This is a genomic window from Streptomyces sp. NPDC005438 (genome assembly GCF_040606315.1).
GTDB lineage: Bacteria > Actinomycetota > Actinomycetes > Streptomycetales > Streptomycetaceae > Streptomyces.
Genome location: NZ_JBEXEP010000007.1, coordinates 260,080 through 286,631 on the forward strand (window position 1 = coordinate 260,080; position 26,552 = coordinate 286,631).

Annotated in this window: 18 protein-coding genes; 7 read left to right on the forward strand and 11 right to left on the reverse strand. The window is 71.4% G+C overall.

Annotated elements, in window-relative coordinates:
* Window positions 1-25: 25 nt before the first annotated feature.
* The 4 genes from ABZT14_RS17050 to ABZT14_RS17065 form a co-directional block, all read right to left on the reverse strand.
* Window positions 26-7,858 carry an amino acid adenylation domain-containing protein gene (locus ABZT14_RS17050; RefSeq protein WP_356302841.1) on the reverse strand — a complete coding sequence of 2,611 codons (7,833 nt, stop codon included), beginning with the start codon at window positions 7,856-7,858 and terminating at the stop codon, window positions 26-28.
* Window positions 7,859-7,860: 2 nt separating this feature from the next.
* Window positions 7,861-8,856 carry a 2,3-diaminopropionate biosynthesis protein SbnA gene (gene sbnA / locus ABZT14_RS17055; RefSeq protein WP_356302844.1) on the reverse strand — a complete coding sequence of 332 codons (996 nt, stop codon included), beginning with the start codon at window positions 8,854-8,856 and terminating at the stop codon, window positions 7,861-7,863.
* Window positions 8,857-8,953: 97 nt separating this feature from the next.
* On the reverse strand, window positions 8,954-9,130 hold the full coding sequence (locus tag ABZT14_RS17060; protein WP_356302847.1) for a hypothetical protein: 177 nt from the start codon (window positions 9,128-9,130) through the stop codon (window positions 8,954-8,956).
* 206 nt (window positions 9,131-9,336) lie between these two features.
* Entirely contained in the window at window positions 9,337-9,609 is a 273-nt protein-coding gene (locus ABZT14_RS17065; RefSeq protein WP_356302850.1) for a hypothetical protein, read from the reverse strand.
* A 277-nt stretch (window positions 9,610-9,886) separates the two neighbouring features.
* On the opposite strand from ABZT14_RS17065, the gene ABZT14_RS17070 reads away from it, so the two are divergent.
* On the forward strand, window positions 9,887-10,777 hold the full coding sequence (locus tag ABZT14_RS17070; RefSeq protein ID WP_356302853.1) for a LuxR C-terminal-related transcriptional regulator: 891 nt from the start codon (window positions 9,887-9,889) through the stop codon (window positions 10,775-10,777).
* Between the two features lie 18 nt (window positions 10,778-10,795).
* On the opposite strand, the gene ABZT14_RS17075 is transcribed toward ABZT14_RS17070, so the two are convergent.
* Entirely contained in the window at window positions 10,796-11,605 is an 810-nt protein-coding gene (locus ABZT14_RS17075) for an ABC transporter permease (protein ID WP_356302856.1), read from the reverse strand.
* Between the two features lie 40 nt (window positions 11,606-11,645).
* The gene (locus tag ABZT14_RS17080; RefSeq protein WP_356302860.1) at window positions 11,646-12,629 is read right to left on the reverse strand and encodes an ATP-binding cassette domain-containing protein; all 984 of its coding nucleotides are present in this window, start codon (window positions 12,627-12,629) and stop codon (window positions 11,646-11,648) included.
* 307 nt (window positions 12,630-12,936) lie between these two features.
* On the opposite strand from ABZT14_RS17080, the gene ABZT14_RS17085 reads away from it, so the two are divergent.
* From ABZT14_RS17085 to ABZT14_RS17095, 3 genes are all read left to right on the forward strand, one after another.
* The gene (locus tag ABZT14_RS17085; protein ID WP_356302863.1) at window positions 12,937-15,312 is read left to right on the forward strand and encodes an MMPL family transporter; all 2,376 of its coding nucleotides are present in this window, start codon (window positions 12,937-12,939) and stop codon (window positions 15,310-15,312) included.
* Window positions 15,313-15,342: 30 nt separating this feature from the next.
* Window positions 15,343-16,350, forward strand: coding sequence for a 2,3-diaminopropionate biosynthesis protein SbnB (sbnB, locus tag ABZT14_RS17090; protein ID WP_356302866.1), 1,008 nt, complete (start codon window positions 15,343-15,345; stop codon window positions 16,348-16,350).
* A gap of 385 nt (window positions 16,351-16,735) precedes the next feature.
* On the forward strand, window positions 16,736-17,590 hold the full coding sequence (locus ABZT14_RS17095; protein ID WP_356302869.1) for a Bax inhibitor-1/YccA family protein: 855 nt from the start codon (window positions 16,736-16,738) through the stop codon (window positions 17,588-17,590).
* A 165-nt stretch (window positions 17,591-17,755) separates the two neighbouring features.
* On the opposite strand, the gene ABZT14_RS17100 is transcribed toward ABZT14_RS17095, so the two are convergent.
* Window positions 17,756-17,983, reverse strand: a complete 228-nt coding sequence (locus ABZT14_RS17100) for a DUF4287 domain-containing protein (protein ID WP_356302871.1) — start codon at window positions 17,981-17,983, stop codon at window positions 17,756-17,758.
* 99 nt (window positions 17,984-18,082) lie between these two features.
* Between ABZT14_RS17100 and ABZT14_RS17105 the strand changes: the two genes are divergently transcribed.
* Window positions 18,083-18,412, forward strand: coding sequence for a hypothetical protein (locus tag ABZT14_RS17105; RefSeq protein WP_356302874.1), 330 nt, complete (start codon window positions 18,083-18,085; stop codon window positions 18,410-18,412).
* Window positions 18,413-19,186: 774 nt separating this feature from the next.
* Here ABZT14_RS17105 and ABZT14_RS17110 read toward each other — a convergent pair.
* From ABZT14_RS17110 to ABZT14_RS17120, 3 genes are all read right to left on the reverse strand, one after another.
* On the reverse strand, window positions 19,187-20,128 hold the full coding sequence (locus ABZT14_RS17110; RefSeq protein ID WP_356302876.1) for a hypothetical protein: 942 nt from the start codon (window positions 20,126-20,128) through the stop codon (window positions 19,187-19,189).
* A gap of 329 nt (window positions 20,129-20,457) precedes the next feature.
* A complete protein-coding gene (locus tag ABZT14_RS17115) occupies window positions 20,458-21,678 on the reverse strand; it encodes an acetyl-CoA C-acetyltransferase (RefSeq protein ID WP_356302879.1) in 1,221 nt (406 codons plus the stop codon).
* Between the two features lie 390 nt (window positions 21,679-22,068).
* Entirely contained in the window at window positions 22,069-23,148 is a 1,080-nt protein-coding gene (locus ABZT14_RS17120; RefSeq protein WP_356302881.1) for an SGNH/GDSL hydrolase family protein, read from the reverse strand.
* Window positions 23,149-23,402: 254 nt separating this feature from the next.
* Here ABZT14_RS17120 and ABZT14_RS17125 point away from each other — a divergent pair, with 254 nt between their 5' ends.
* Window positions 23,403-24,788 carry a cystathionine beta-synthase gene (locus ABZT14_RS17125; protein WP_356302884.1) on the forward strand — a complete coding sequence of 462 codons (1,386 nt, stop codon included), beginning with the start codon at window positions 23,403-23,405 and terminating at the stop codon, window positions 24,786-24,788.
* A 317-nt stretch (window positions 24,789-25,105) separates the two neighbouring features.
* Here the strand turns inward: ABZT14_RS17125 and ABZT14_RS17130 are convergent, their stop codons facing one another.
* Window positions 25,106-25,525: a hypothetical protein gene (locus ABZT14_RS17130; RefSeq protein WP_356302887.1), complete on the reverse strand. Its 420-nt coding sequence runs from the start codon at window positions 25,523-25,525 to the stop codon at window positions 25,106-25,108.
* Window positions 25,526-25,698: 173 nt separating this feature from the next.
* Here ABZT14_RS17130 and ABZT14_RS17135 point away from each other — a divergent pair, with 173 nt between their 5' ends.
* Entirely contained in the window at window positions 25,699-26,541 is an 843-nt protein-coding gene (locus tag ABZT14_RS17135) for a MurR/RpiR family transcriptional regulator (protein ID WP_356302890.1), read from the forward strand.
* Window positions 26,542-26,552 lie beyond the last annotated feature (11 nt).

The window sequence follows — 26,552 nt, forward strand, 5'->3', positions numbered from 1 at the left end:
AGGTTGCCGCGCTTGGCCACGGTGCTCACAAGGACCACTCACCCATCTCGTTCTCCAGCTCCTCGATCTCGTCCTGGCTCAGCGCCACCAGATGGTCCTCGGACCGCGCCTGGCCGGCCGCCGCCTCGGGGTTCCTCGCGTGCGCGGCGATCGACTCCAGGGCGCGGAACCAGCCGTGGGCCAGTGCGTCGGCCTCCTGCCGGTGCAGCACCTCGCTGGCCCAGGTCCAGGTGGCCACCAGTCGGGGGCCGTCCGGGCCGTCCTCGGTCAGCGCGTTGACGTCCAGCACGTGGGGCAGCGGCATTCCCGCGCCGGTACCGGCCGAGACCCGGCTGGACTCCCGGCTGGGGTGCCAGTCCTCGTCCCGGGCGGCCGGCAGCCGGCCCAGGTAGTTGAAGCCCAGCTGTGGCGCCGGCGCGTTCACCAGGCCCGGGGCGTTCTCCGGGGCGAGGTAGCGCAGCAGGCCGTAGCCCAGACCGTGGTTGGGCAGCGCCCGCAGCTGCTCGCGCACCTGGCGCAGCGCCCGGCCCACGGCGGGGCCGCCGGCGGCCACCTCGTCCCAGTCCAGCTCGCCCAGCTCCAGCCGTACCGGGCAGATGCTGGTGAACCAGCCCGCCGTACGGCCCAGGTCCAGGCCCCGGGTGAAGTCCTCGCGGCCGTGCCCCTCCAGCTCCAGCAGCACCTGTTGGGAGGCCTCACCCCGACGGTGCCGCCACTCGGCGACCGCCAGCGCGAAACCGGTCAGCAGCACGTCGTTGACCTCGGCGTGGAAGGTGGCCGGCACCTCGGTGAGCAGCGACCGGGTGGTGGCGGTGTCCAGCATCAGACGCAGCGCGTCCGAGCTGGCCGACACGTCCCGCTTGGGGTCCAGCGCGCGGCTGCCCAACAACGGGTCGGGGGTGCTCAACGCCCGCTGCCACAGCGACAGTTCGGAACGGCGGCGGCTGGTACGGGCCTCGTCCACCAGCAGCTTGGACCACTGCCGCAGCGAGGTGCCCACCGGGGACAGCTTCGGCTGCCCGCCGTCCACCACCGCCTGGTACGCCTGCCCCAGGTCCGGTACCAGCGCCCGCCAGGTCACGCCGTCCACCACCAGGTGGTGCAGCATCAGCAGCAGCCGCCCGGGGCGCCCCGGTCCGGCGTCACACCACACGGCCTGGAGCATCACCCCGTCCTGGGGCGCCAGCCGGCCCTGGGCCTCCCGCGCCAGCCGGGAGACCAGCCCGGGCAGGGCCTCCTCGGGCTGCTCGGACACGTCCGTGCGGGACAGCAGCAGTCGTACGTCCACCTCGCCGGACTTGGCGATCACCGGGTTCCAGGTGCCGCCGTTGACCTCCAGCCGCATCCGCAGCGCGTCGTGGTGGTCGACGACCGCCTGGAGCGCCTCGGCCAGGTCGTTCCACTGGGCGTCGGCGGGGGTGCGGACCACCACGGCCTGGTAGAAGCCGTCGGTGTCGCCGCCCAGTTCCCGCAGCCAGTGCATGATCGGCGTGGGTTCCAGGGTGCCGACGCCGTCGCCGGCGCCCAGCACCCGCAGTTCGGTGTCGTCCGAGGCCTGCGCCGCCAGGGCGGCGGGGGTGCGCTGGGTGAACACGTCCTGGGTGGAGATCTGGAGTCCGGCGTCCCGGGCCCGGCTCACCAGCTGGATGGAGACGATGGAGTCGCCGCCCAGGTCGAAGAAGCTGTCGTCGGCCCCGACCCGCTCCAGCCCCAGCACCTCGGCGAACAGCTGGCACAGCTGCTCCTCGCGTTCGGTCCTCGGCTCGCGCTGGGTGGAGACCACCGACAGGTCCGGCTCGGGCAGCGCCCGGTGGTCCAGCTTGCCGTTGCCGGTCAGCGGCAGGGCGTCCATCTCCACGAAGGCGGCCGGCACCATGTAGTCCGGCAGGCCGGACGCCAGGTGGGCGCGGAGTTCGGGACCGCTGGTGGCCTCCTCGCCGGAGGGCACCACGTAGGCGGTCAGCCGCCGCTCGCCGGGCCGGTCCTCGCGGACGATCACCGCGGCCTGGCCCACCTTCGGGTGCGCCAGCAGGGCGGTCTCGATCTCGCCCAGTTCGATACGGAAGCCCCGCAGCTTGACCTGGTTGTCGGCGCGGCCGACGTAGTCCAGGGTGCCGTCGGAACGCCAGCGCACCAGGTCACCGGTGCGGTACATCCGCTCGCCGGGCTCGCCGAAGGGGTCGGCGGTGAAGCGCTGCGCGGTCAGGTCGGGCCGGCCCAGGTAGCCCAGGGCCAGGCCGCGTCCGGCCACGTACAGCTCGCCGGTGACCCCCACCGGGACCGGGCGCAGCGCCCCGTCCAGCACCCGGATGCGGGTACCGGCCAGCGGGCGGCCCACCGGCGGCTTGACCGCGCCCTGGAGGGGTTCGCTGACGGTGGCGCAGACGGTGGTCTCGGTCGGGCCGTACGCGTTGAGGATGCGCCGGCCCTCCGACCAGCGGCCGACCAGCTCCGGCGGGCAGGCCTCGCCGGCGGTGATCACGGTCAGGCCCAGGGGCATCGACAGGTCCTGGGGCCAGGCCGACAGCACGGTGGGCGGCAGGCAGACCACGTCCACCTGGGTGTCCGCGATCAGCCGGGCCAGCGGTTCGCCGGGGCTGCGGTCCTCCTCGCGGGCGACCACCAGGGTGGCGCCGGCCAGCAGGGTGCCGAAGATCTCCCAGGCGGCGGCGTCGAAGCTGAACGCCGCGAACTGGAGCACCCGCTTGTCGTCGCGGACCCCGAAGCGCTGCCCCTGCGCGGCCAGCGCGCCGACGGAGGCGTGCGGGACCAGTACGCCCTTGGGGCGGCCGGTGGAGCCGGAGGTGTAGATGACGTACGCCGGGTGCTGGGGTCGCAGCGGGGCCACCCGGTCGGCGTCGGTGGGCCGGTGCCGGGGGCCGACCTCGACCTCCCGGGTCATCTCCGGCGAGTCCAGCACCAGGGTGAGCGGCGCGTAGCCGCCGTTGTCGGCCGCCGCTTGCTCGGGCAGGTGGGCCAGGTCGGTGGTGGTCAGTACGGCCGCCGGGTGGGCGTCGCCCAGCATGTAGGCGATGCGCTCGGGCGGGTAGTTGGGGTCGACCGGCAGGTAGGCGGCGCCGGCGAGGACCACGGCCCAGACCGCCACCACGGTGTCCAGGGTGCGGGGCAGCACCAGGGCCACGGTGTCGGAGGGGCCCACCCCGCGCAGGATCAGCCGGTGGGCCAGGGCGTTGGCCCGCTCCTCCAGCTCCGCGTAGGTCATCCGGTCCGCCTCGTCGCCCCCGGCGAGGAGGAGGGCGAGCCGCTCGGGGCGGCGGTCCACCTCGCGGGCGAACAACTCCGGGAGGGTGGTGGGTTCGGGGGCGTGGGCCCGGCTGCCGTCCCAGTCGCTGAGGATGCTGAGGGACTCGCGGGGCAGCAGGGAGTCCACGGTGCTCAGCGGCTGGTCGGGCTCGTCCAGCAGCAGTCCGAGGAGGTAGGTCAGCCGGTCGGCGATGGTACGGGCGCCGTGCTCGGTGAACAGGTCCTCGCTGTACTCCAACAGGCCCTGGATACCGGCCGGTTCGCCCTCCTCGTCCACCTGCTCGTTCAGTTCGAAGGCCAGGTCGAAGCGGGCGGTACCGGTGGGTACCTGCTCCACGGTGGTGCTCAGCCCGGGCAGCTCGAAGTCGACGGTCTCGTTGTTCTGGTACGCCAGCATCACCTGGAACAGCGGCTGCCGGGACAGCGAACGCGAGGGGTTCACCACGTCGACCAGGGCCTCGAAGGGCACGTCCTGGTGGGCGTAGGCGGCCAGCGCGGTGTCCCGGGCGCGTTCGACCAGCTCGCGGAAGCTGGGGTCGCCGCTCAGGTCGTTGCGCAGCACCAGGGTGTTGACGAAGAAGCCGACCGCGTTCTCCAGGGCGCTGTCGTTGCGCCCGGCCACCGGGGTGCCCAGCGGGATGTCCTCGCCCGCGCCGAGCTTGTTCAGCAGGGTGGCCAGGGCGGCCTGGAGCACCATGAAGACGCTGGCTCCGCTACGGCGGGCCAACTGGGCCAGCTGCTCGTGGAGTTCGGCGTCCAGGTCGAGGGAGACCTGCCCGCCCCGGTAGGAGGGCACGTTGGGCCGGGGCAGGTCGTACGGCAGCTCCAGCTCGTCCGGCACCCCGGCCAGGGCACCGCGCCAGAACTCCAGCTGACGCGAGATCAGGCTGTCGCCGTCGTGGGTGTCGCCCAGCAGGCGCCGCTGCCACAGGGTGTAGTCGGCGTACTGGACCGGCAGCGGCTTCCAGTCGGGGGTGCCGCCCTCGATCCGGGCGGCGTAGGCGTCCCGCAGGTCCCGCGCCAGGGGCAGCACCGACCAGCCGTCACCGGCGATGTGGTGCAGCACCACCAGCAGGACGTGCTCACGCTCGGAGAGCTTGAACAGCTCCGCCCGCAGCGGCAGTTCGGCCGTCAGGTCGAAGGAGACCGAGGCCCGTTCGGCCACCAGCTCCTCCAGCACCCCGGGGGTGACCCGGGTGACCGGCACGTGCAACCGCGCCTGCCCGACCGGCAGCACCTTCTGTACGGCCTTGCCGTCCTGCTCGGGGAAGACCGTGCGCAGTGCCTCGTGGCGGTTGACCACGTCCACCAGCGCCGCCTGCAACGCCGAGCGGTCCAGCTCGCCGCTCAGCCGCAGGACGCGCGGCAGGTGGTAGGTCGCGCTCCGCCCGTCCAGGTAGCCCAGGAACCACAGCCGCTGCTGCGCGAAGGACAGCGGCATCTCCTCCGGGCGCTCCATCGCGGCCAGCGCCGGGCGGGTGGCCTCGTCGGCACCGCCCAGCACCCGGGACAGCTCGGAGACGGTGGGGGAGTCGAACACGTCCCGTACCGCCAGCTCCACGTCCAGCCGGGTACGGAGTCGGCCGACCAGCTTGGTGGCCAGCAGCGAGTGGCCGCCCAGCTCGAAGAAGTTGTCGTCGATGGAGACGTCGTCCAGGCCCAGGATCTCGGCGAAGACCTCGCACAGCACCTCCTCGCGGGGCACCCGGGGCGCCCGCCCCGAGGAGCCGCCGGAGAACTCCGGCTGCGGCAGCGCCTTGCGGTCGACCTTGCCGTTGGGGGTCAGCGGCAGGGCGTCCAGGACCACGAAGGCGGAGGGGACCATGTAGTCCGGCAGCGCGGTGGCCAGGGCGGAGCGTACGTCGGTGGGGTCGGCGGTGCCGGCCAGGAAGGCGGCCAGGCGGTTGTTGCCGCCGGTGTCCTTGGCGACGGTGACGACGGCGTCGGTGACCTCGGGCAGGGCGCGCAGGCGGGCCTCGATCTCGCCGAGTTCGATGCGGTGGCCGCGGATCTTGACCTGGTGGTCGACGCGTTCGAGGAACTCCAGTTGTCCGTCGGCGCGTTGCACGACGCGGTCGCCGGTGCGGTACATCCGGGCGCCCGGCACCGGGGAGTAGGGGTCGGGCAGGAAGACCTGTCCGGTGCGACGGGCGTCGGCCAGGTAGCCCCGGCCCACGCCGATGCCGCCCACGTACAGCTCCCCGGGCATCCCCGCCGGCAACGGCTGGAGCCCGTCGCCCAGCACGTACAGGGCGGTGTTGCGGATCGCGGCACCGATCGGGGCGGTCGCGGAGTCCGGGCGGCGCTCGGTGTCGATCACCGCGTGGGTGACGTCGTCCGAGCACTCGGTCGGCCCGTAGGCGTTGACCAGCGGGATGTCGGGGAAGTACGTCAGCCAGCGGTCGCACAGGTCGGCCGGCAACGCCTCACCGGTGACGACCAGTTGGCGCAGCGAGTCCAGTACGGGCCGGGGCGCGCCGGTGTCCCACTCCTCCAGGGCGACGCGCAGCAGCGAGGGCACCACCTCCAGGATGGTGATCCGCTCGGTGTCCACCAGGGTGAACAGCCGCTGCGGGTCGGCGGCCAGCTCGTGCGAGACCACCCGGGTGGTACCCCCGGCGACCAGCGCGGACAGCATCTGCCACACGGAGATGTCGAAGGTGACCGGGGCGTTGTGCACCACGGTGTCGGTGGCGGTCAGGCCCAGGTCCTCGACCTTGGCCAGCAGGTGGTTGACCATGCCCCGGCGGTGCACCATGGCGCCCTTGGGCTTGCCGGTGGAACCGGAGGTGAAGATCACGTACGCCAGGTCGTCGTCGCCACCAGCCGGCCACTCCCAGGACCGGGTGTCGGTGCCGGCCATCTGACCGTCGAGCAGGAGCCGCACCGGTGAGGTGCCGGCCTCCTCGCAGATCTGCTCGGCGTAACCCCGCTGGTCGTTGGCGTACAGCAGGAACCCGGCGCCACTGTCGGCCAGCAGCCCGCCGCTGCGGGCCACCGGCGCCCGTACGTCCAGCGGAATCCAGGCCGCCCCCGCCGTCAGCACGCCCAGTACGGCGGTGACGAACGGCACCCCGGGGCCCGCCGCCACGCCCACCAGCGAACCCGGCCCGGCACCCTCACCGGTCAGACGCTGCGCCAGGGCGCCCGCGCGGCCGACCAGTTCGGCGTAGGTCAGTTTGGTGGTGCCGTCCTCCACGGCCACCAGGTGCGGCGCCCGGGCGGCGACCGCGTGGATACGGGCGACGGTGTCGGTGAACCCCGGGTTGCCCCCGGGCACGGCGGCGAACCGCTCCCGCTCCACCGGCAGCAGCGCCTCCACCGACACCAGCGGCGCCTCGTCCGGCAGCTCGGCCAGCTCGGTGAGGTAGCCGGCCAGCCGGTGCAGGTGGCCGTCCAACTCGTCCTGGGTGTACAGGCTGGGGTGCCCGTCGATCCGCAGCTCCCACCCGCCTCCGGGAATGTCCAGGAACACGATCTGCATGTCCGGCACCGGGCCGGTCGACAGGTTCCACAGCCGCGCCGGCAGCTGGTCGAAGCGGTACTCCGCGCCGGACTGCAACACGTTCACGCTGGGGCCGTAGGAGTAGCCGGCGTCCCCGGTGAAGCCCAGTTCGCGCCGCAGCCGGTCGCCCCGGTAGCACTGGTGCTTCACGGCGCCGCGCAGTCCCTCGGCGGTCTGCCGCAGCAGCTCCGACCGGGTCGCCCCGGCCGGCAACGACAGGCCCAGGGGCAGGAAGTTGGCCCGCATCCCCGGTACGGCCTTGGCGGTGGTCCCCACCCGGCCGGGCACCGGCAGGGTCAGCAGCACCTCGCCCTCGCCCACGACCTGCCGTACGTATCCGGCCGTCGCGCCGATCAGCATGGTCGGCCAGGTCACCCGCTCCTGCCACGCCAACTGGCGCAGCCGCTCCATGGTGTCGGCCGCCAGCCGGGCGCTGGCCCGCAGGGTGTGGTCCGCCCGCCCCGGGTGACGCTGGCTCAGCCGCGTCGGCTGCGGCGACTCGGCGAACCGCTCCGACCAGTACTCACGGTCCCGTTCGGCACGCCGCGAGCCCGCGTACGCCGTCTCGTCCTCGGCCAACTCCGCCAGCGGCGGCGGTGGTTCCTCGGCCGTACCGGAGTACAGGTCGGCGAACCGCTGGTAGAACAGCGAGCGGCTGTAACCGTCCATCAGGATGTGGTTCGCCCGCAGGAACAACCGGGTCAGGTCACGTTCCAGCAGGTGCACCTCGGTGAGGAAACCCCCCTCGCCCAGCGACGACGGCTCGGCCAGCCCCTCCGACATCCGACGCCGCGAGGCCGCGTCCGGGTCCTTCTCGTCCCGGAAGTCGCACACCGGCAACGGCGTCGGGCTGACCGGGTGGATCGTCTGGACCGGCTCCCCGTCGCGCTCGGTGAACCGGGCCCGCAGACACTCGGTCTGCTCGACCAGTCGCCACCAGCTCTCCTCCAGCCGGCCCAGGTCCACCGACCCCTCAAGGTCCAGGTGGTCAGCCATCGTGAACACCGGGCTGCCCGGGTCGAGTTGCTGGGCGAACCACATCTCCCGCTGCGCGCCGGAGAGCGGAACTTCGAAGGGGGCCTCACTCATGCTCAGTACGCTCCAGTGACGGCGGCGTCGGAACTGACATCCGGGGTGGAGTCCAGCCCGTAGATGTCCTGCACCCACGCCGACCGATAGACAGTGTCCAGATAGCGATCACCCAGGTCGGGCGAGACGGCCACGGCCACCACGTCCTGGTCCTTCCGGTGTTCCTCCAGCCAGGTGCGCGCGCCGTGGACGACCGTCCCGGTGGAGCCTCCGAACAGGAAGCCCCTGCGGGCCAGCGCGTGGCAGGTGCGAATGGTGTCGACCTCGGACACCAGCACCGTGTCGTCGACCAGGGAGGGGTCGAACAGGGCGGGGCGCACGCCCGCGCCGAGACCCGGGATCATCCGCCGCCCCGGGGGCGTGCCGAAGGTCACCGAGCCCTCGCTGTCCACGCCCACGACCGTGACCTTGGAACCGGGCTGGTCCCGGAAGTACCGGGCGCACCCCATCAGGGTGCCGGTGGTGCCCGCGCCCACGAACAGCACGTCGAGGTTGGGGAACTGCTTCTCGATCTCCGGGCCGGTGGTCCGGTAGTGGGCCTGCCAGTTGTTCTCGTTGGCGTGCTGGTTCAGCCACAGGTAGCGGCTGTCGGAGGCGCACATCTGGCGCACGTACTCCAGCCGCGCCTCCAGGAACCCCCCGGTGGGGTGGGGCTCGGTGATGATGTGGACCTCGCTGCCCAGGGACTGGATCACCTGACGGGTCGACAGGTTGGTGCGGGAGTCCACCACGCACACGAACCGGTAGCCCTTCGCCGCCGCGATCATGCTGAGCGCCATGCCGAGGTTGCCGGAGGAGGACTCCACCAGCACCGAGTCGGGGCCCAGCCGCCCGGAGCGTTCGGCCGCCTCGACCATGGAGGCCGCGGCCTTGAGCTTCACGGAGCCCGCGAAGTTGAAGCTCTCACACTTCAGGTGGAGCGGGTATCCGTAGAGCTGCCGCAGGTCCACGAAGAGGCTCTCCTCGTTGTACTCCTGCGGCGTCGTGATGATGGGCACGAGTTCCCCCCGACTGTGTCCGTACTGGATCGGCACTTCCCCCGGCCCGGTGTCCGGCGGGCCTCGACACGGTGCACGGTCCCTGCCGTGCGGTGGGTCACTCCCAGCCGATGAGGGCGCTCTGGGTGTCCGTCAGCTCCCAGCCGATGCGGACGGCGCGCGGAGCGGCGGTGAACTCCCAGCCGATCCGGCGTGCGAGAGAGGTCAGCGAGCCGTGGTCGAGGCGGCTGGTACTGACGTTGGAACGGTTACGGCAACGGTCAACAGACCGCATGGTCATCCCCCCGGATAATCATGGTCGATCGAATTTTAGCCTGTAGAGCGAGGAGGGGTTTACTCCGCTTGTGCGGCCTCTCTCTGCTCCCGTGCAGGAATTCTGGCCTCTGGGGTTGAGAGGTGTCATTGGTCGTCCGTGTCAGGGTCCTGCGTTGGCAGGTCTTTGCCAGAGGGATTCTGAGTAATGATGGCGGGATGTCCAATTCAACCCAGGTTGACCTGGGCTCGTTCCCAACCTTGCAACTCGTCCCTTTCCAGCAGTCGTGCCATGATTCGGTGGGCGGCCGACCGGGCGCACTCGTGGGACGTGGCGCGGAAGAACAGGACGGCGTGCACGCCCTCCAAGTCCCCCTCCGCGTAGACGTGTTCGAGGCCGTCCTCAGCGGTCGCGGCGGCCTCCAGCAGCTCCTGGATCTGAGTGGCGTCCATGACCGTTCGGCCGCGCAGCATCCGCTCGGCGACGAGGTACATGGCCATCCTTTCTGGGTAGTCGGTTTCCACTTCCACGTGGCGGAATGGCGAATTCCTTGCGTGGTATCCGTGAGCTTCGTAGCGCCCCTCCGCTTCGTAGTAGCATCGCGGATCGACCATTCACGCAGCTATCAGTTCAGATCGCGTTCCGGGGGGAAGCGTGCTGGAAGTATTGGGTGTGAGCGCGGAAGCGGAGGCGGTGTACCGAGCTATGCTCGGACAACCGGAACTAGGTGTTTCGGAACTCGCCGAGAAGCTTTCGCGGACGACCGACCAGGTGAGGATGGCTCTTGACGAGCTGGCTCGGCTGTCTCTGGTACGCACCTCGGGGCAGTACCCCGGGGAACTGCTCCTGGTGAACCCGGAAGTGAGCCTGGTGTCCCTGCTGGCGCACCAGGAGGACGAGCTGGCGCGCCGTCAACAGCAGATCAACCACGGCCGGTTGGCGATCAGCGAACTGGTGGCCGAGTACGCCGACACCGTGCAGAACCGCAGACGCGTCGAGATCGAGGAACTCCGCGGCGTGGAGATGGTGCGCGCCGTACTCCAGGACCTCACCCACGGCTGTGTCAGCGAGGTGATGGAGCTGAGCACGGGCGGAGGCCAGTCCCGGGCGACCATCGAGGCCAGCCGTCCGCTCGACCAGAGCGCCGTCGACCGGGGAGTGACGCTGCGTTCGGTCTACCAGAGCAGCGCCGGCAACCACCCCGACACCGTGGAGTACCTGAACTGGCTGACCAGGCTGGGCGCCTCGGTACGTCTGGCGCCCTCGCTGCCCCTGCGCATGGTGATCTTCGACCGGGAGGCGGCCGTGGTGCCCAGCAACCCGGACGACACCGCGGCCGGCGCCCTGGTGCTGCACGGGGCGGGACTGGTGTCGGCGCTGTGCGCGCTGTTCGAGCACGTGTGGGAGGGCGCCAGCCTGTTCGGCGAGGCACCCGCGCCGGACCGGGAGACGGGTCTGACCAGTCAGGCGCGGGCGGTGATCGGTCTGCTGGCGCAGGGCTACACCGACGAGGTGGTGGCCCGGAAGCTGGGCATCTCGGTGCGCACCTCCCGTCGGATCACCGCCGAGCTGATGACCCAGCTCGGCGCGCGGAGCCGTTTCCAGGCGGGTGTCATCGCCGGTGAGCGGGGCTGGTTGAGGGGAGCCCGCGACGCGGCCGTGTTGTGAGAGCGGAGGGAACATGGCTCAGCGCACGGATGCCTTGGCGAAGGTACGGAAGCAGATCGGGACCAGCACCACGATCATTCCCAGCACCGTGATCCAGGCCACCAGCACCGGGTGCTGCACGGCCACACTGCCGTCCACGTTGGCCGGCGCGTTGCCCCACAGTTCACGGCAGGCGGCCGAGACCGAACTGACCGGGTTCCACTCCCCGACCAGGCGCAGCCAGGTGGGCAGGCCCATCAGGGGCATGAACGCGCTGGACATGAACGAGAAGATCACGATCACCAGGCCGGAGATCCCGTTGATGGCCTCCATGTTGCGCATCACCATGCCCAGCAGCGCGCCCAGCCAGAGCATCGCGTAGCAGAAGGTGAGCAGCAGCCCGAAGCCCGCGACCAGCGACATCACGTCGGTGTCCACCCGCCAGCCCACCAGCAGGCCGACACCGGTGACCACCACCATGCTGATCATGGCGGGTACCAGGTCGGCGGCGGTGTGGCTGACCAGCACCACCGGGCGGGCCATCGGCATCGAACGGAACCGGTCGATCAGGCCCTTGCTGAGGTCGGAGGCGACCCCGAGGGCGGTGATGCCCACACAGGTGAGGCCGACCTGGGCGAAGACCCCGGCCATCACGTAGTCGTGGTACTTCACGTCGCTCTTGAGGGTCAGCACGGTGGCCATGAGGTAGCCGAGGATGACCACCATGGCGACCGGGGTCAGCGAGACCGCGATGATCTTTTCCGGCGTTCTCTTCAGATGCCGCAGGTGACGGCCTATCAGGGCGGCTGTGTCGTCGAGTGCCGTGATGACCTGGGCGTTGCTGCTCATCGCGTCCTGCCTTGGGGAATGTCGGTCTCTTCCACGTGCCTCATGCCCGCACACCCTCGGGTTGGGGTGCCTGCTGCTGGTGGGTGGAGTTCGACTGCTGGGTGAGGTGGAAGAACACGTCGTCCAACGAGGGCTTCTGGAGCGCGAAGTCGAGCACCTGCACTCCCGAGGTCCGCAGGGTCGACGCGACCGCGGAGATGGTGCCGAGCCGGTCGGTCAGGGTGACCGACAGGGCGTGCCGGTCCTCGCTGGGGCGGGGGGTGGCGTGGGCGACCGGGCCCAGCGCGTACAGGGCCCGCGCCAGGTCGTCCTGGGTGGCGACCGAGACCTCCAGCCGCTCGTCACCCACCGAACGCTTCAGCTCCTCCGGGGTGCCCTCGGCGCGCACCTGCCCCTTGTCGAACACGGTGATGCGGTCGGCGAGGAAGTCCGCCTCCTCCAGGTACTGGGTGGTCAGCAGCACCGTGACCCCCTGGCGTACCTGTTCGCGGACCATCTGCCAGAGCGTCATACGGCTCGCCGGGTCCAGCCCGGTGGTGGGCTCGTCCAGGAACAGCACCGTGGGGGAGGCGATCAGGCAGGCGGCCAGGTCCAGCCGGCGCCGCATACCGCCCGAGTAGGTCCCGGCGGGGCGGTCGGCCGCCTCCTCCAGGTCGAACGCGGCCAGCAGCTCCTCGGCGCGCGAACGCGCCGCGCGGCGGCCCAGACGCAGCAGGGTGCCGAGCAGGGCCAGGTTCTCCCGCCCGGTCAACAGCTCGTCCACCGCCGCGTACTGGCCGGCCAGGCCGATCCGGGAACGCACCTCACGCGGCTGCTTCACCACGTCGTACCCCGCGACCATGGCGTGGCCGGAGGTCGGTTCCAGCAGTGTGGCCAACAGGCGCACCGTGGTGGTCTTACCGGCACCGTTGTGGCCGAGCAGCCCCAGCACCGAACCCGTACGAACCTGAAGATTGACCCCGGCAAGCGCCTGGTGATCGCCATACCGCTTTCCCAGGCCAGCGGCCTGAATAGCGAATTCCACGGACCCCTCCCCCCGAATAACTCGCAGTTGTGACATCCCGAATCGCCCCTGAGCTGGGGGGAGTTCGGTCGGCTGACGGGGAATGTAGCAGCGCCCGCCGCCGGTCGGAGTCCAACATGTCCGTTTCTGCCTGGCAGAGCCCTGCCGATGCAGGTTGCTGCAATCTCCCGAGGCGGCGGGCGCGTTCGCCCGCGTCCTAACGTCAAGGCACCCCCGGGCTCCGCGGGCCACGGGGCTTGGCCGTAGACCGCAGGAGTGAGTAATGGCAAGCCAACGAAATTTCGCCGCCACACTTGGTGATTGGAGTGTGAGGCACCGTAAGACAGCCGTGTTCGGCTGGTTGATCCTGGTCGTGCTGGTGACCGTGATCGGTGGCGGCATCGGTCAGCAGACCATGACCGAAGCGGACTACGGCACCGGCGACTCCGGGCGCGCGGAGCGCATCCTCCAGGACGCCGATCTCGCGCCGCCGGCCAACGAACTGATCCTGGTGCACAGTGACAACCTGACCGCGGACGACCCCAAGTTCCAGTCCGCCGTCAAGGACACCATCACCGCCCTCCGCGACTCCAAGCTCGCGGAGAACATCGCGGACCCGGCCCAGACCCGGGCGGTGTCACAGGACAAGCACTCGGCTCTGATCTCGTACGACGTCAAGGGCGACCGCGAGACCGCCCCGGACCGTATCGAGCCGCTGATGGACTCGGTCCAGAAGGTCGAGGACTCCACCACGGACCTGACCCTCGGTCAGTTCGGTTCCGCGACCGGCTTCAAGGCCGTCAACGACAGCCTCGGCGAGGACTTCGTCAAGGCCGAACTCACCGCCCTGCCGGTTGCCCTGGGCATCCTGCTGGTCGTCTTCGGCGCCTTCGTCGCCGCCGTACTGCCGGTGCTGCTGGCGGTCACCGCCTGCGTCGGCGCCATGGGCCTACTGGCCCTCAGCAGCCAGCTCGTCCCGGTGGACGGGATGACCAACTCGGTGATGTTCCTGATGGGGCTCGCCGTCGGCGTCGACTACTGCCTGTTCTACCTGCGCCGCGAGCGCGAGGAGCGCTCCGCCGGCAAGACCGGCCCCGACGCGCTGAAGATCGCCGCCGCCACCTCCGGCCACTCCGTGCTGATCTCCGGTCTGACCGTCGCCGTCGCCATGGCCGGCATGTTCCTGTCCGGGCTGACCGTCTTCGAGGGCTTCGCCATGGCGACCATCGAGGTCGTGTTGATCTCCGTGGTCGGTTCCATGACCGTACTGCCGGCGATGATGTCCATGCTGGGCGACAAGGTCGGCAAGGGCCGCATCCCCTTCGTCACCCGCCGCCGGGAGGCCGCCGCCGCCCGCCGCGAGCCCGGGCGGAACAACGCCCTGCTGCGCGGCGTGATGCGCCGTCCGGCCATCTTCGCCGCCCTCGGCGCCGCCCTGCTGATGCTGCTGGCCGCGCCCGCGATGGACATGAAGACCGAGAAGCTCGGTGTCGACAAGCTGCTGCCCGCCGACGACCCGATGGTGGACGTCGCCGAGCGCATCAGCAAGGAGTTCCCCGGCGCCCCCGCACCCGCGGAGGTCGTGGTCGAGTCCAGCGACATCAGCTCCCCGGCCATGAAGCGGGCCATCGACGACTTCAAGAAGAAGGCTCTCTCCTCCGGTGAGACCGGCAAGTCCATCGGCGTCAAGCTGCACCCGGACGAGAACATCGCCGAACTGAGCGTCCCCCTCGCCGGCAACGGCACCGACTCCACCTCGAAGCGGGCCCTGGAGACCCTCCGTGAGGACCTGATCCCCAGCACCCTGGGCAAGGTGCCCGACACCACCTCGCTGGTCCGTGGCGAACTCGCCTTCTCCGAGGACTACAACGAGCAGCTCGGCGACAGCATCCTGCCGGTCTTCCTCTTCGTCCTCGGCGTGACCTTCCTGCTGATGCTGTTCTGCTTCCGCTCGCCGGTGATCGCGGTGACCTCCATCGTGCTCAACCTGCTGTCCGTCGGCGCCGCCTACGGCGTGATGGTGGCCGTCTTCCAGCACGGCTGGGGCGACGAACTGGTGGGCACCGAGGCGGTCGGCGCCATCGAGTCGTGGATGCCGCTGTTCGTCTTCGTGGTGCTGTTCGGCCTGTCGATGGACTACCACGTCTTCGTCGTCTCCCGTATCCGCGAGGCCTACGACAGCGGGGAGCCCACCCGGGAGGCGATCGCCACCGGTATCCGCGCCACCGCCGGTGTGGTCACCAGCGCCGGCCTGATCATGGTCGCCGTCTTCGCGGTCTTCGGCACCCTGGGGATGCAGGACTTCAAGCAGCTGGGCGTCGGCCTGGCCGTCGCCGTACTGCTGGACGCCACGGTGGTTCGCGCGGTGCTGCTGCCCTCGGTGATGGCCCTGCTGGGCGAGGCGAACTGGGTGCCCAAGAAGTTCAACCAGCGCCCCGACCGCCCCTCCGCGCCCACCGGCGCGCCCCAGCCGCAGCCGGAGTTCGCCCACGCGGGCGCCGCGCAGGGCAGTGCCCCGCAGCCCGGCCACGGTCAGCAGCAGCCCCCCGCCGGTGGCGGTTACGGTCAGCAGCCCGGCGCCCCCCAGGGCCACCCGCAGCAGGGCGGCAACTGGGGCCAGCAGCCCCCGCAGGGCGGACCGGCCGGGCAGCAGCCCCGGCAGCACGCCGACCCCCGGTTCAACGACCTGCCCCACTCCTACTGACGTAGGACCACGAGGACCTGAGAGGACAACGTGTTCGAGTTCAGCGTCATCGGCGGCAAGACCGCCCGTGACCTCATCGCCCGCAACCGCCCGCAGATCGTGGACGCGGTACGGGAGACCTACCTGACGCACGAGGCGGGCGACTCCGTCAACCCCGACAGCTACTTCCTGCGCTTCCCCGAGAAGCCGGACGCCCGCATCATCGCGCTCCCCGCCTACCTGGGCGGCGAGACCAACGTGGCCGGCATCAAGTGGATCGGCAGCTTCCCGGCCAACATCGAGCAGGGCATCCCCCGCGCCTCGGCCACCCTGCTGCTGAACGACTACGCCACCGGCTACCCCTTCGCGGTGCTGGAGGCGTCCCAGATCAGCGCGGCCCGTACCGCGGCCTCCGCGGTGCTCGCCGCCGAGCAGCTCACCGGGGGCCGCAGCGCCGGCCGGATCACCGTGGTGGGCGCGGGCATCATCGCCCGCAACATCCTGGAGTTCTTCCACTCCCAGGAGTGGCAGGTCGACGAACTGGTCGTACACGACCTGAAGTTGGAGTACGCGGAGGCGCTGGCCTCCCACGCCACCTCCGAACTCGGGATGAAGTCCCGCACCGTCGACGGGCTCAAGGAGGCCATCGACGGCGCGGACGTGGTGGTGTTCGCGACCGTCGCCGGTGAGCCCTACGTCACCGAGCCGGACGCCTTCGCCCCCGGCCAGGTGGTGCTCAACATCTCCCTGCGGGACATCGCGCCGGAGATCGTCCACGGCGCGTACAACATCGTGGACGACGTCGAGCACTGCATGAAGGCCAACACCTCCCCGCACCTGGCGGAGCAGAAGTACGGCAACCGTGACTTCGTGACCGGCACCCTCGCCCAGCACATCCGCGGCGACATCACCACCGGCACGGACAAGCCGGTGATCTTCTCGCCGTTCGGCCTGGGAGTGCTGGACCTCGCGGTCGGCGCCTTCGTCTACCAGAGCGCGCTGGACAGCGGTGACGCCGTGCAGATCGAGGACTTCTTCGGCGAGACCAGCCGCTGGTAGTCCCGGCCACCCGTCCCTCGCCGCCCCCGGTCACCTCACGGTGCCGGGGGTGGCGGTCTCTGGTGCGGGGGTGAGGCCCGTGCCGTTCCGACGGTGCCGAGGAGGCATCAGCCCGCCCCCGACGGGGGCGAGTTGCCCGCCCGGGGCGGTCCCCTCCCCGGGCTTCCCTTCGACACCCGCCGGGCCTACGCTCAACCTCCCCCACCGAGAGGGGACGGCGCTGGGAGCCTCCGTGGTCAAGAGGTCGTATCGAATCGGTCGCGGTACGCCCCGGCGCGGAACCAGGGAGAGCCTTCCCACGTTTCTCCGTATGCACTAGCGTGCGGACTTTGCTTACGCATTACGCTTGAGGCGAGGCCGCGCCCGGCGGCCATGGAGGAGTGAGATGAGGAGCAGCAACCCGGTCTTCTCGCGACGGGGGTTCAGCCGCAACGGCAACGCCGGCTTCGCCGGCGGGCAGCCGCAGGCCGGGAACCCGTTCGCCACCGGCGGTACGGGGGCTCCAGCGGCCAACCCGTACGCCAACAACCCCTACGCCCCGCAGACGGGCTACCCCGCCCCGCCGATGGGCCCTCCGGCCACCGGCGTGATGACCATGGACGACGTGGTGATGCGCACCAGCATCACCCTCGGCGCGGTGGTCGCCGCCGCCGCCGTGTCCTGGCTGATGAACCTGCCGATGGCCGTCGCCATCGGCGCCGCGCTGGTGGCGATGGTGCTGGCGCTGGTGCAGTCCTTCAAGCGAACTCCCTCGCCGGCCCTGATCCTGGCCTACGCCGCCTTCGAGGGCCTGTTCCTCGGGGCGATCAGCAACTTCGTCAATCAGTGGGTCAACGGCGCCGCGATGCAGGCGGTGCTGGGGACCATGGCGGTGTTCGTGGCCGTCCTGGTGATGTACAAGACCCGCATCATCCGGGTCAACCAGCGCTTCATGCGCTTCGCCATGGCCGCCGCGCTGGGCTTCATCCTGCTGATGGGCGTCAACCTGCTGTTCGCCGTCTTCGGCGGCGGTGACGGCCTGGGGCTGCGCACCGGTGGGCTGGGCATCCTGATGGGCGTCCTCGGCATCTGCATCGGTGCCATGTTCCTCGCCCTGGACTTCAAGCAGGTCGAGGACGGCATCGCCTACGGTGCCCCGCGCGAGGAGTCCTGGATGGCCGCCTTCGGCCTGACGGTCACCCTGGTGTGGATCTACCTGGAGTTCCTGCGTCTGATCGCCATCCTCCAGGGCGGCGACTGACCGGGAGCGGCCCTCACGGGCGGTTGACCGGGCGGTTCGCCGGGCCGAGTCGAACAGCGCCGGGTGACCCCGAGACGGTGAACAGGCGGGGCCCGGAAGGTGGGAACACCTTCCGGGCCCCGCCTGGTGCGTGTGCGGGGGGTTCTCTGGCCGTCGTGGTTGACCTCAGAACTTGCGCGCGGCGCGGCGCAGGTCGTGTTCGTGGACGATGGCCTTGGCGTGGCCGTAGGAGAGGTTGTGTTCGCCGCGGAGCCAGTTCACCTTCTCGTCGAAGCGGAAGAAGGCCGGCCCGTCGTCCACCGTCCGAAGCCACTCGGAGATCTCACGGCCGGTGCAGCGGGGAATGCGGGAGAGGAGGTTCTGATGGGTCTCGGGAGAGAACACTTGGGACATCGGCGCCTCCGGTGACGCGACTGAAGGAGTCCTTGACGCCAAGGTGCCCCAGGTGGGCGCCGATGGCAACAGGCCCTCCCCGATGCGTAGGCTGACGCGATGATCGAGACCACCGCCCTGACCACGGCGGCCGAACGGCTGGCGGACCGGCTACGGGCGATGCCGCACAGCCGGCTGCGCCGGGGCGCCGCCGCCCAGGGGCTGGCGCTGGCACGGGAGTTGGCCGACCGCGCCCAACTGCTGGAGTGGCCCGAGCGCGAGCCGTTGACCATGCCGGACGCGGGACCCTTCGCGGTCGGCGACCAGCTGTCGGTGGCCGCCGGTGAGCTGGCCTCGGCCCTGGACCGGTACGCCCCGCCTCCGCGAGCGGAGGACCAGTTGGCCTGGGCGCTGCGCAGGGTCGCCGAGGTCGGGCGGGACTGCCACTGAGCCACCCCGGTGTACGTCGGCCCACGCGGGACCGTTCCGGGGACGGGGTACGCGCGCCCGGGGCGCGGCGGGTGCGGGTCGCGGGACCTTCCGGCACCACAGGTACGTCCTCGGGAGCCGCGACCTTCCTACGGTGCCCACCGGCCGGTGCTGGCCGGGCCCGGCGGGCAGCCGTCGGAGTAGCAGGGGCCGTGGCTGGCCGTCGCGGGTGTGGGGGCCCCGCGTCGTTCGAGGCCGCGGGTGCCTCTGGACGTGGCCCCGGGGGGTGGCCCGGCCCCTGCCGGTTGATCTCGGTGTACGGAAGCCCGACGGGTGCGCCCACCCCCACCCCGAGGGCAACCGCTCCGCCCACCGGGGACGCGGGGAGGCCCTCCCTGAGGGCCGGGGCCCGGTCCGTGGCCGGTGGTCCCCCCCCAGTTGGGCGGGGTGGACTGTGTGCGGTACGGACAAGGGCGCGGCACCCGGGCCGGGGGACTGGTGTGGTGTGGGTCAGCTCCCGGGTGGGGAACCGTCGCGGGGGAGGGGGCACCCCAGGTGGTCGGTGGCCGGGACCGTCCGGTGGGGGCCTGGTCATGGCCCTCGTCGTGGGTGCCGGAGTGCGGCCGGTGCCCGAGGGCCGGGTGCCTGGGGGTCGGGGAGCTGTGTGTCCCGTGGACCCGTGGCCGGGTCGGGGCGTGACCTTCGCCGGGGTACGGGCCGCCGGGGCGAGCGGTCACGGGACGCCGGGCGCGCGGTGCGGGCGGGTCCCCGGCGGGGCCTTGGCCCCGAGCCGGGTCAGATGCTGGCGATCAGCCGGTCGGCCAGTACGTAGACGCTGCGTTCCCGTCCCTGACCGCGCCGGCCCTCCTGGTAGGTGAAGGTCAGCGAGTAGGCGCCGGGGGAGCCGGAGCCGCCCAGCAGTACCGGGGGAGTGCCGCAGCGTACGGCGTCGGCCAGCAGTTCGGCGGTCTCCCGGTGGCCGGGGGAGGCGCACAGGGTGGTGCCGTCGGCGAAGACGTACATGTCCAGGGTGCCCAGCGGGCCGGGGCGCACGTCGGCCAACGGCACGGCCTGCTCGGCGAGTTCGGCCAGCCGGTCGATGGCCCGCTCGTGGTCGGCGAGGGTGGGCGCGCTGGCCGGGGCCGGGGAGGGCACCGTCGGCTCGCCCCGCAGGTTGAAGTCGGGGTGCGAGGGGTGCCGGCGACGGGCGGCGGACAGCTCCGGGGACTCGGTGTCGCTGTCCCCGTGCTGGGCGTCGTTGGGCGCGGAGGCCTCCAGGGCCGGTTCGCGCCCCTCGTCCAGGTTGCTCTGCCGGGGCAGGAACGGCTCGTCCTCACCGTCGGGGAGGGAGTGGTCCCAGTCGCCCCCGGTGTGCTGGGCGAGGTCGTCCAGCAGCGCCAGGTCGGGGTCCTGGTGCGGGGAGCCGGCGAGTTCGGCGCCCTGGTCGTGGGCCTCGTGGGCGGCCCAGAAGGCGCGGGCCTCGGCGATCTCGCGTTCCCGCTCGTCGGCGAGGGCCTCGGCCACCGCCGCGCGTATCTCCTCCGCCGGGGTGTGCCGGGCGGCCGGCACCTCCGGGGCGCGAGCGGGTTCCGTGTCCTGGCGGGCGCGCTGGTCGGCGAGCTCGGCGCGCAGGGCGCTGATCTCGCGGTGCAGTCCCCGGGTGGTGCGCAGTGCGGTGGCGCCCAGGGCAGTGGCGGCTGCCGCCGCCGAGAGCAGGATGAGGGATATAGCGCTCACTGGCGTACTCCTGGTTCGGATTCGCTCCCCTGAATTCCTACCTCAGCTTCACTGGGAAGGCGACTCGACCATAGGGCAAATCAATACGAATAGGACAGGGGAAAAAGATCCGCATTCCTTACGCCCCTGCTGTGATCAGCGAAAACGCAAAGCCCCCAGGGTGTATGTCACATCCTGGGGGCCTCGGGGTCGAGGTCAAGGGCAGCGAAAGTGAGCCAGGTAACAATTCCTTGCCGGCTTCGTCCCGACGCCTTTCTACAAACGTGGAAAATTCGTCCAATTCTGGATCTTCCCGGCCCGGATAAGCGGCCGGGCCGGCGCCGGACGCCTCAGCTGAGCCGCTCGATCACCATGGCCATGCCCTGTCCGCCGCCGACGCACATGGTCTCCAGACCGAACTGCTTGTCGTGCCAGCGCAGGGAGTTGATCAGCGTGGTGGTGATGCGGGCGCCGGTCATCCCGAAGGGGTGCCCGACCGCGATGGCCCCGCCGTTGACGTTCAGCTTGTCCAGGTCGATGCCCAGGTCGCGGTAGGAGGGGATGACCTGGGCGGCGAACGCCTCGTTGATCTCCACCAGGTCGATGTCGTCGATGGTCAGCCCGGCCCGGGACAGCGCCTGCCGGGAGGCGTCCACCGGGCCGTAGCCCATGATCTCCGGGGAGAGCGCGGACAGTCCGGTGGAGACGATGCGGGCCAGCGGGGTCAGCCCCAGCTCCCGGGCCTTGGTGTCGGACATGATCACCAGCGCCGCCGCGCCGTCGTTCAGCGGGCAGCAGTTGCCGGCGGTGACCAGCCCGTCCGGGCGGAACGCCGGCTTCAGACCGGACACCCCCTCCAGGGTCACCCCGGCGCGGGGGCCGTCGTCCTTGCTGACCACGGTGCCGTCGGGAGTGGTGATCGGGGTGATCTCCCGCTCCCAGAAGCCGTCGGCGATGGCCTTCTCGGCGAGGTTCTGGGAACGGACGCCGAACTCGTCCATGTCCTGCCGGGTGATGCCCTTGTGCCGGGCGAGGTTCTCCGCCGTCTGCCCCATGGCGATGTAGACGTCCGGCACCAGCTCCCGCTCGCGCGGGTCGTTCCAGTCCTCGCCGCCGTGCTCGGCGCGCCGCGCGGTACGGGCCTCGGCGTCCGCGAACAGCGGGTTGTGGGTGCCGGGCATCCCGTCCGAGGTGCCGTTGACCTGGCGGGAGACGCACTCCACGCCGGCCGAGACGAACACCTCGCCCTCGCCGGCCCGGATGGCGTGCAGCGCCATCCGGGAGGTCTGGAGGGAGGAGGAGCAGTAGCGGGTGATGGTGGCGCCCGGCAGGTGGTCCATGCCCAGCTGTACGGCCACCACCCGGGCCAGGTTGTGCCCCTGCTCGCCGCCGGGCAGTCCGCAGCCCAGCATCAGGTCGTCGATCTCGCGGGGGTCCAGCTCGGGCACCCGGTCCAGCGCGGTACGGACGATCTCGGCGGTGAGGTCGTCGGGCCGTACGTCCTTCAGCGAGCCCTTGAAGGCGCGGCCGATCGGCGAACGGGCTGCTGAGACGATCACTGCTTCGGGCATCACACGGCTCCAGTACCAGGCTGTCGAGGGGCTCCGCGCGGGCGGAGGGGGCTGGACTCCTGGAAGCTACCGCTCTGTAGGACCCGGGTCACGTTTTGTACGGTGTGACACCGACCTCTTTTCTAAGCGCCCGCTCAGGGGTGTGCCCGCCCGTCACGTACCCCACGGGAGCGGGGCGCACACCCCGGGCGCGCCACCCCGCCTCCCCGCGAACCGTCCCGGCCGACACCCGGGGCGGGCGCCGGCCGGAGCGCGTACCAGGTGCCGGGAGGCGCCCCGGGGCGCTACGAGCTGCCCGCGCCCTCCGGCACCCCCGGCACACCAGCGCCCCGTACCCGTACCGGGCCGGGGCGCCGCCTGTGGCGTCCCGCTGCTCCACGCCTACACCGGCTACGCCCCGTCCTCGGCGCAGCCCGCCCCGGCCTCCTCCCCGGCGGTGGCCGCCACCTGCGGGGTGCCGGTCGGCACCGGCTCCTCCGCCTCCGGCAGCCGGCGCCGGCGCCGGTGCTTCAGCAGCGCCCAGGGGCCGCGTACCGCCGCGACCTCGGTGCCGCCCTCGGCCGCCGCCTCGGCCGCCGCGCGGGCCACCGGCAGGATGCCCTCGCGCCGGGCCGCGTCCGGCCGCTCGTCCTCGGTCGGCCACAGCCCCAGCGACGCGCAGAGCGTCGGCAGGATCGCCATCGCCGCGGTGGCGTACCCCTCGGCCGAGGGGTGGTAGTGGTCCGGGCCGAACAGCTCCCGGGGATTGGCGGCGAACTCCGGCCCCAACAGGTCGCCCAGCGAGACCGTACGGCCGCCGTCCTCGACCACCGCGATCGTCTGCGCGGCCGCGAGCTGGCGGCTCAACCGCCGCGCGATCCAGCGCAGCGGCTGAGCGACCGGCTCGATGGTGCCCAGGTCGGGGCAGGTGCCCACGACCACCTCCGCCCCGGTGGCCCGCAGCCGGGTCACCGCCTCCGACAGGTACCGCACCGAGTGGGCCGGAGGCATCCGGTTGGTGACGTCGTTGGCGCCGATCATGATCACCACCACGTCCGGGGTGTAACCCCGCACCCCGCACAGCGCCGTGACCTGACGCTCCAGGTCGTCGGACTGGGCCCCGGACAGGGCCACGTTCCGCAGCTCCACCGGGCGCTCGGCCACCGCCGCCAGCCCGGAGGCCAGCAGCGCCCCGGGGGTCTGCCGGGCCCGCCGCACCCCCTGTCCGGCGGCCGTGGAGTCACCCAGGAACGCCAGCCGCAGCGCCCGCCGCTCCTGCCCGTGGGCCAGCGCGAAGGGCGCGCCGTACACCCCGTCCGCCTTCGGCGGTACCTCCTCCGAGCCGCCCACCCGACGCTTGGCCAACTGCGCCTCGGTGAACAGCACCCCCACCAGGGCCCCGCCCAACAGCCCCACACCGCCGCCCCCGTAGGCCGCGGCGGTGGCGATCCGCCGCGCTACTCTGGCGCTCGCCGCTCTGGTCATCTTCATACTCCTGCCTCTCGCCTCCACGCCCGTCTGTCACGCCCGCCCTGTGAATGCGGACGGTAACCGAACCTGTCGTTCTGGCTACTGTCTCTATGACTGTGTTGCCCCGCCGGGCGCCCGGTGCAACGCCCTTGCGGTGTGCGCGTGTTGCACGCAGAGGAAAGCCGGGGGATCGCTGGCCCCGAGGGGCAATAGGCTGGTGTCACGGGGTACGCGACGAAGCTACCCCGTTCCATGCGCAGACTGCGGAGACCAAGGTGCGGTATCACGAGTCCATGATCGAGCTTGTCGGCAACACCCCGCTGCTCAAGCTGAACAGCGTGACGGAGGGTATTCAGGCCACCGTTCTCGCCAAGGTCGAGTACTTTAACCCCGGCGGGTCCGTGAAGGACCGTATCGCCGTGCGGATGATCGAGGAGGCCGAACGCTCGGGCGCACTCCAGCCCGGTGGCACCATCGTCGAGCCGACCTCCGGCAACACCGGTGTCGGGCTGGCCATCGTCGCCCAACAGAAGGGCTATCGCTGCCTGTTCGTCTGCCCCGACAAGGTCTCGACGGACAAGATCAACGTACTGCGCGCCTACGGCGCCGAGGTCGTGGTGTGCCCCACCGCCGTCGACCCAGACCACCCCGACTCCTACTACAACGTCTCCGACCGGCTGGTCACCGAGACCCCGGGAGCCTGGAAGCCGGACCAGTACAGCAACCCCAACAACCCCCGGTCCCACTACGAGACCACCGGCCCGGAGCTGTGGGAGCAGACCGGGGGGAAGATCACCCACTTCGTCACCGGCATCGGTACCGGCGGCACCATCAGCGGCACCGGGCGCTACCTCAAGGAGGCGTCCGAGGGCCGGGTCGAGGTCGTGGGCGCCGACCCCGAGGGCTCCGTCTACTCCGGCGGATCTGGCCGCCCCTACCTCACCGAGGGTGTCGGTGAGGACTTCTGGCCCACCGCCTACGACCCCGAGGTGACCGACCGGGTCGTGGCCGTGTCCGACAAGGACTCCTTCCAGATGACCCGCCGACTGGCCCGCGAGGAGGGCCTGTTGGTGGGCGGCTCCTGCGGCATGGCCGTGGTCGCGGCCCTGGAGGTGGCCCGCGAACTGGGCCCCGACGACGTGGTCGTGGTGCTGCTGCCGGACTCCGGGCGCGGCTACCTCAGCAAGATCTTCAACGACGAGTGGATGAACGACTACGGCTTCCTCGACGGCGAGCCCACCACGGTGCGGGTCGGCGACGTGCTGAAGGACAAGGAGGGCGCCATCCCCTCGCTGGTCCACATGCACCCCGAGGAGACCGTGGGCCAGGCCATCGAGGTGCTGCGGGAGTACGGCGTCTCCCAGATGCCCGTGGTCAAGCCCGGCGCCGGCCACCCCGACGTGATGGCCGCCGAGATCGTCGGCTCGGTCGTCGAACGGGAGCTGCTGGACGCCCTGTTCACCCAGCGCGCCTCCCTGGAGGACCCCCTCGGCAAGCACCTCAGCAGCGCCCTCCCGCAGGTCGGCGCCGGGGAACCGCTGCCGGACCTGATGGCCGTGCTGGAGGACGCCGACGCCGCCGTGGTCCTCACCGAGGGCAAGCCCACCGGGGTCGTCAGCCGGCAGGACCTCCTGGCCTTCCTGGCCCGCGACAGCCACTGACCCGGCGGTCCCCCAGCAGCCCGCGAGGCCCCCGACCGGTATGGACGCGCACGGTCGGGGGCCTTCGTCGACAAGGGTGTCCAAGCCGTCATCAGCCGGCAAAGACGGGTTAACACACGTGGGCCACAGTGGAGTTCGCGACGTCGACGGAACCTCTGGAGCGGCTCCCGGAATCCCTCGGACGTCGCCTGAGGACGCGGACCGGTCTTCTCACCCCGGCCGTCCTCCCGCGGGGACCGTCGTCGTCCCGCCCGGTGGCTCACCGGGTGCGACGGTCCCCGCCCTCACACCCGCGACGGCCACCCGCCAGGCACGGCTCAGTGGTCGTCCAGCCCCGACCTGCGGGCGAAGACCGTACGACCGGCGTGCACCATGTTCACCCCGAGTACGCCGGCCCAGCACACCATCAGGCCCACCGTCCCGGCGTTCACCACCGCGATCGCCGAGGCCGGGATGGCCAGCACCAGGGAGGCCACCGCCAGCCCGATGTGGGCGCCCAGCCCGGACGGGTAGTGGAACGACTGCGCGTTCGCCGGGCGGGCACCGCCCCGGGCCACCACCATCTGCTGCTCGGCCATCTGGCGCCGGACCCGGCGCTCCACGGCGGAGTCCACCCGCTGCTCGACCTTCTCCAGGAACGAGTCCACCAACTCGTCCTCGTACTCCGGGCCCAGCTCCTTGCGGGTCTGCAGGGTGGCCTGGAAGTCGCTCTTCAACTCACGGTCCGACGCGTCCATACCCCGAAGGTACGTGGCCCCGGGCGGCGGCACAGTGGAGCTAGCCCCACTCTTGCCCACCGGTGACGTCCACCCCGAGCCGGCCGGGGCGGCACAATGCTGTAAGAGGTCATACAGCCGGCCGCCGCGATGAATAGACGCCCGGCAGTTCCGAACCCGAGACGGGAGCGACGATGGGCAGCGCCAGCGCACGGCTGCTGGAACTCTTCGAAGGGCGGCGGCTCACCCCCACCCAGCGGCGCATCGCCCACTGCCTGGTACGGCAGGCCGGCGAGGCCCCGTTCCTGTCCAGCGTCGAACTGGCCGAACTCGCCGGGGTCAGCCAGCCCTCGGTGACCCGCTTCGCGGTCGCCCTCGGCTTCGACGGCTACCCGGCGCTGCGCCGCCACCTCAGGGAGAACGCCCCCGAACGCGACGTGGACCCCGAGGAGGGGAGCGACGGGCACAACGAGTACCAGCAGGCCGTACTCGCCGAGATCGACAACCTCCGCCAACTCGCCACGCTCCTCGCCGAGCCGGCACCGGTGAGCCGGGCCGGGCAGCTCCTCGCCGCCTCCCGCCCGCTGCCGGTACTCGGCCTGCGCGCCGCCTCCGCCCAGGCCCGGGGCTTCGGCTACTTCGCCGCCAAGGTCCACCCCGACGTACGGGTCCTCGACGAGGGCGGCTCCATGCTGGTCGACCGACTCAACGCCTGTGTACGCGCCGGGGCCACCGCCCTGCTGTGCTTCGCCCTGCCCCGGCACCCCCGCGAGTGCGCCGAGGCCCTCCACCACGCCCGCGCCCAGGGGCTGCGGGTGGTCACCGTCGCCGACAGCGCCTTCGCCCCGGTCGCCCACCCGGACGACCTGCTGCTGCCCGCCGCCGTGGGCACCGGCCTCGCCTTCGACACCCCCTGCGCCCCCATGCTGCTGGGGCGGGTACTGCTGGAGGCGATGTGCGACAACCTGCCGGACGCGCAGGCCCGGCTGGAGGACTTCGACGCCCGCGCCGCCGAACGCGCCCTCTTCCTCGACTGAGGCACCCACGC

What these genes read in the sequence shown, in the direction of transcription:
- ABZT14_RS17115 (WP_356302879.1), bottom strand. Translation starts at nt 21,678, where the DNA reads ATGCCCGAAGCAGTGATCGTCTCAGCAGCCCGTTCGCCGATCGGCCGC.
- ABZT14_RS17120 (WP_356302881.1), bottom strand. Translation starts at nt 23,148, where the DNA reads ATGAAGATGACCAGAGCGGCGAGCGCCAGAGTAGCGCGGCGGATCGCC.
- ABZT14_RS17050 (WP_356302841.1), bottom strand. Translation starts at nt 7,858, where the DNA reads ATGAGTGAGGCCCCCTTCGAAGTTCCGCTCTCCGGCGCGCAGCGGGAG.
- ABZT14_RS17095 (WP_356302869.1), top strand. Translation starts at nt 16,736, where the DNA reads ATGAGGAGCAGCAACCCGGTCTTCTCGCGACGGGGGTTCAGCCGCAAC.
- ABZT14_RS17130 (WP_356302887.1), bottom strand. Translation starts at nt 25,525, where the DNA reads ATGGACGCGTCGGACCGTGAGTTGAAGAGCGACTTCCAGGCCACCCTG.
- ABZT14_RS17100 (WP_356302871.1), bottom strand. Translation starts at nt 17,983, where the DNA reads ATGTCCCAAGTGTTCTCTCCCGAGACCCATCAGAACCTCCTCTCCCGC.
- ABZT14_RS17060 (WP_356302847.1), bottom strand. Translation starts at nt 9,130, where the DNA reads ATGCGGTCTGTTGACCGTTGCCGTAACCGTTCCAACGTCAGTACCAGC.
- ABZT14_RS17075 (WP_356302856.1), bottom strand. Translation starts at nt 11,605, where the DNA reads ATGAGCAGCAACGCCCAGGTCATCACGGCACTCGACGACACAGCCGCC.
- ABZT14_RS17065 (WP_356302850.1), bottom strand. Translation starts at nt 9,609, where the DNA reads ATGGCCATGTACCTCGTCGCCGAGCGGATGCTGCGCGGCCGAACGGTC.
- ABZT14_RS17070 (WP_356302853.1), top strand. Translation starts at nt 9,887, where the DNA reads ATGGCTCTTGACGAGCTGGCTCGGCTGTCTCTGGTACGCACCTCGGGG.
- ABZT14_RS17105 (WP_356302874.1), top strand. Translation starts at nt 18,083, where the DNA reads ATGATCGAGACCACCGCCCTGACCACGGCGGCCGAACGGCTGGCGGAC.
- ABZT14_RS17135 (WP_356302890.1), top strand. Translation starts at nt 25,699, where the DNA reads ATGGGCAGCGCCAGCGCACGGCTGCTGGAACTCTTCGAAGGGCGGCGG.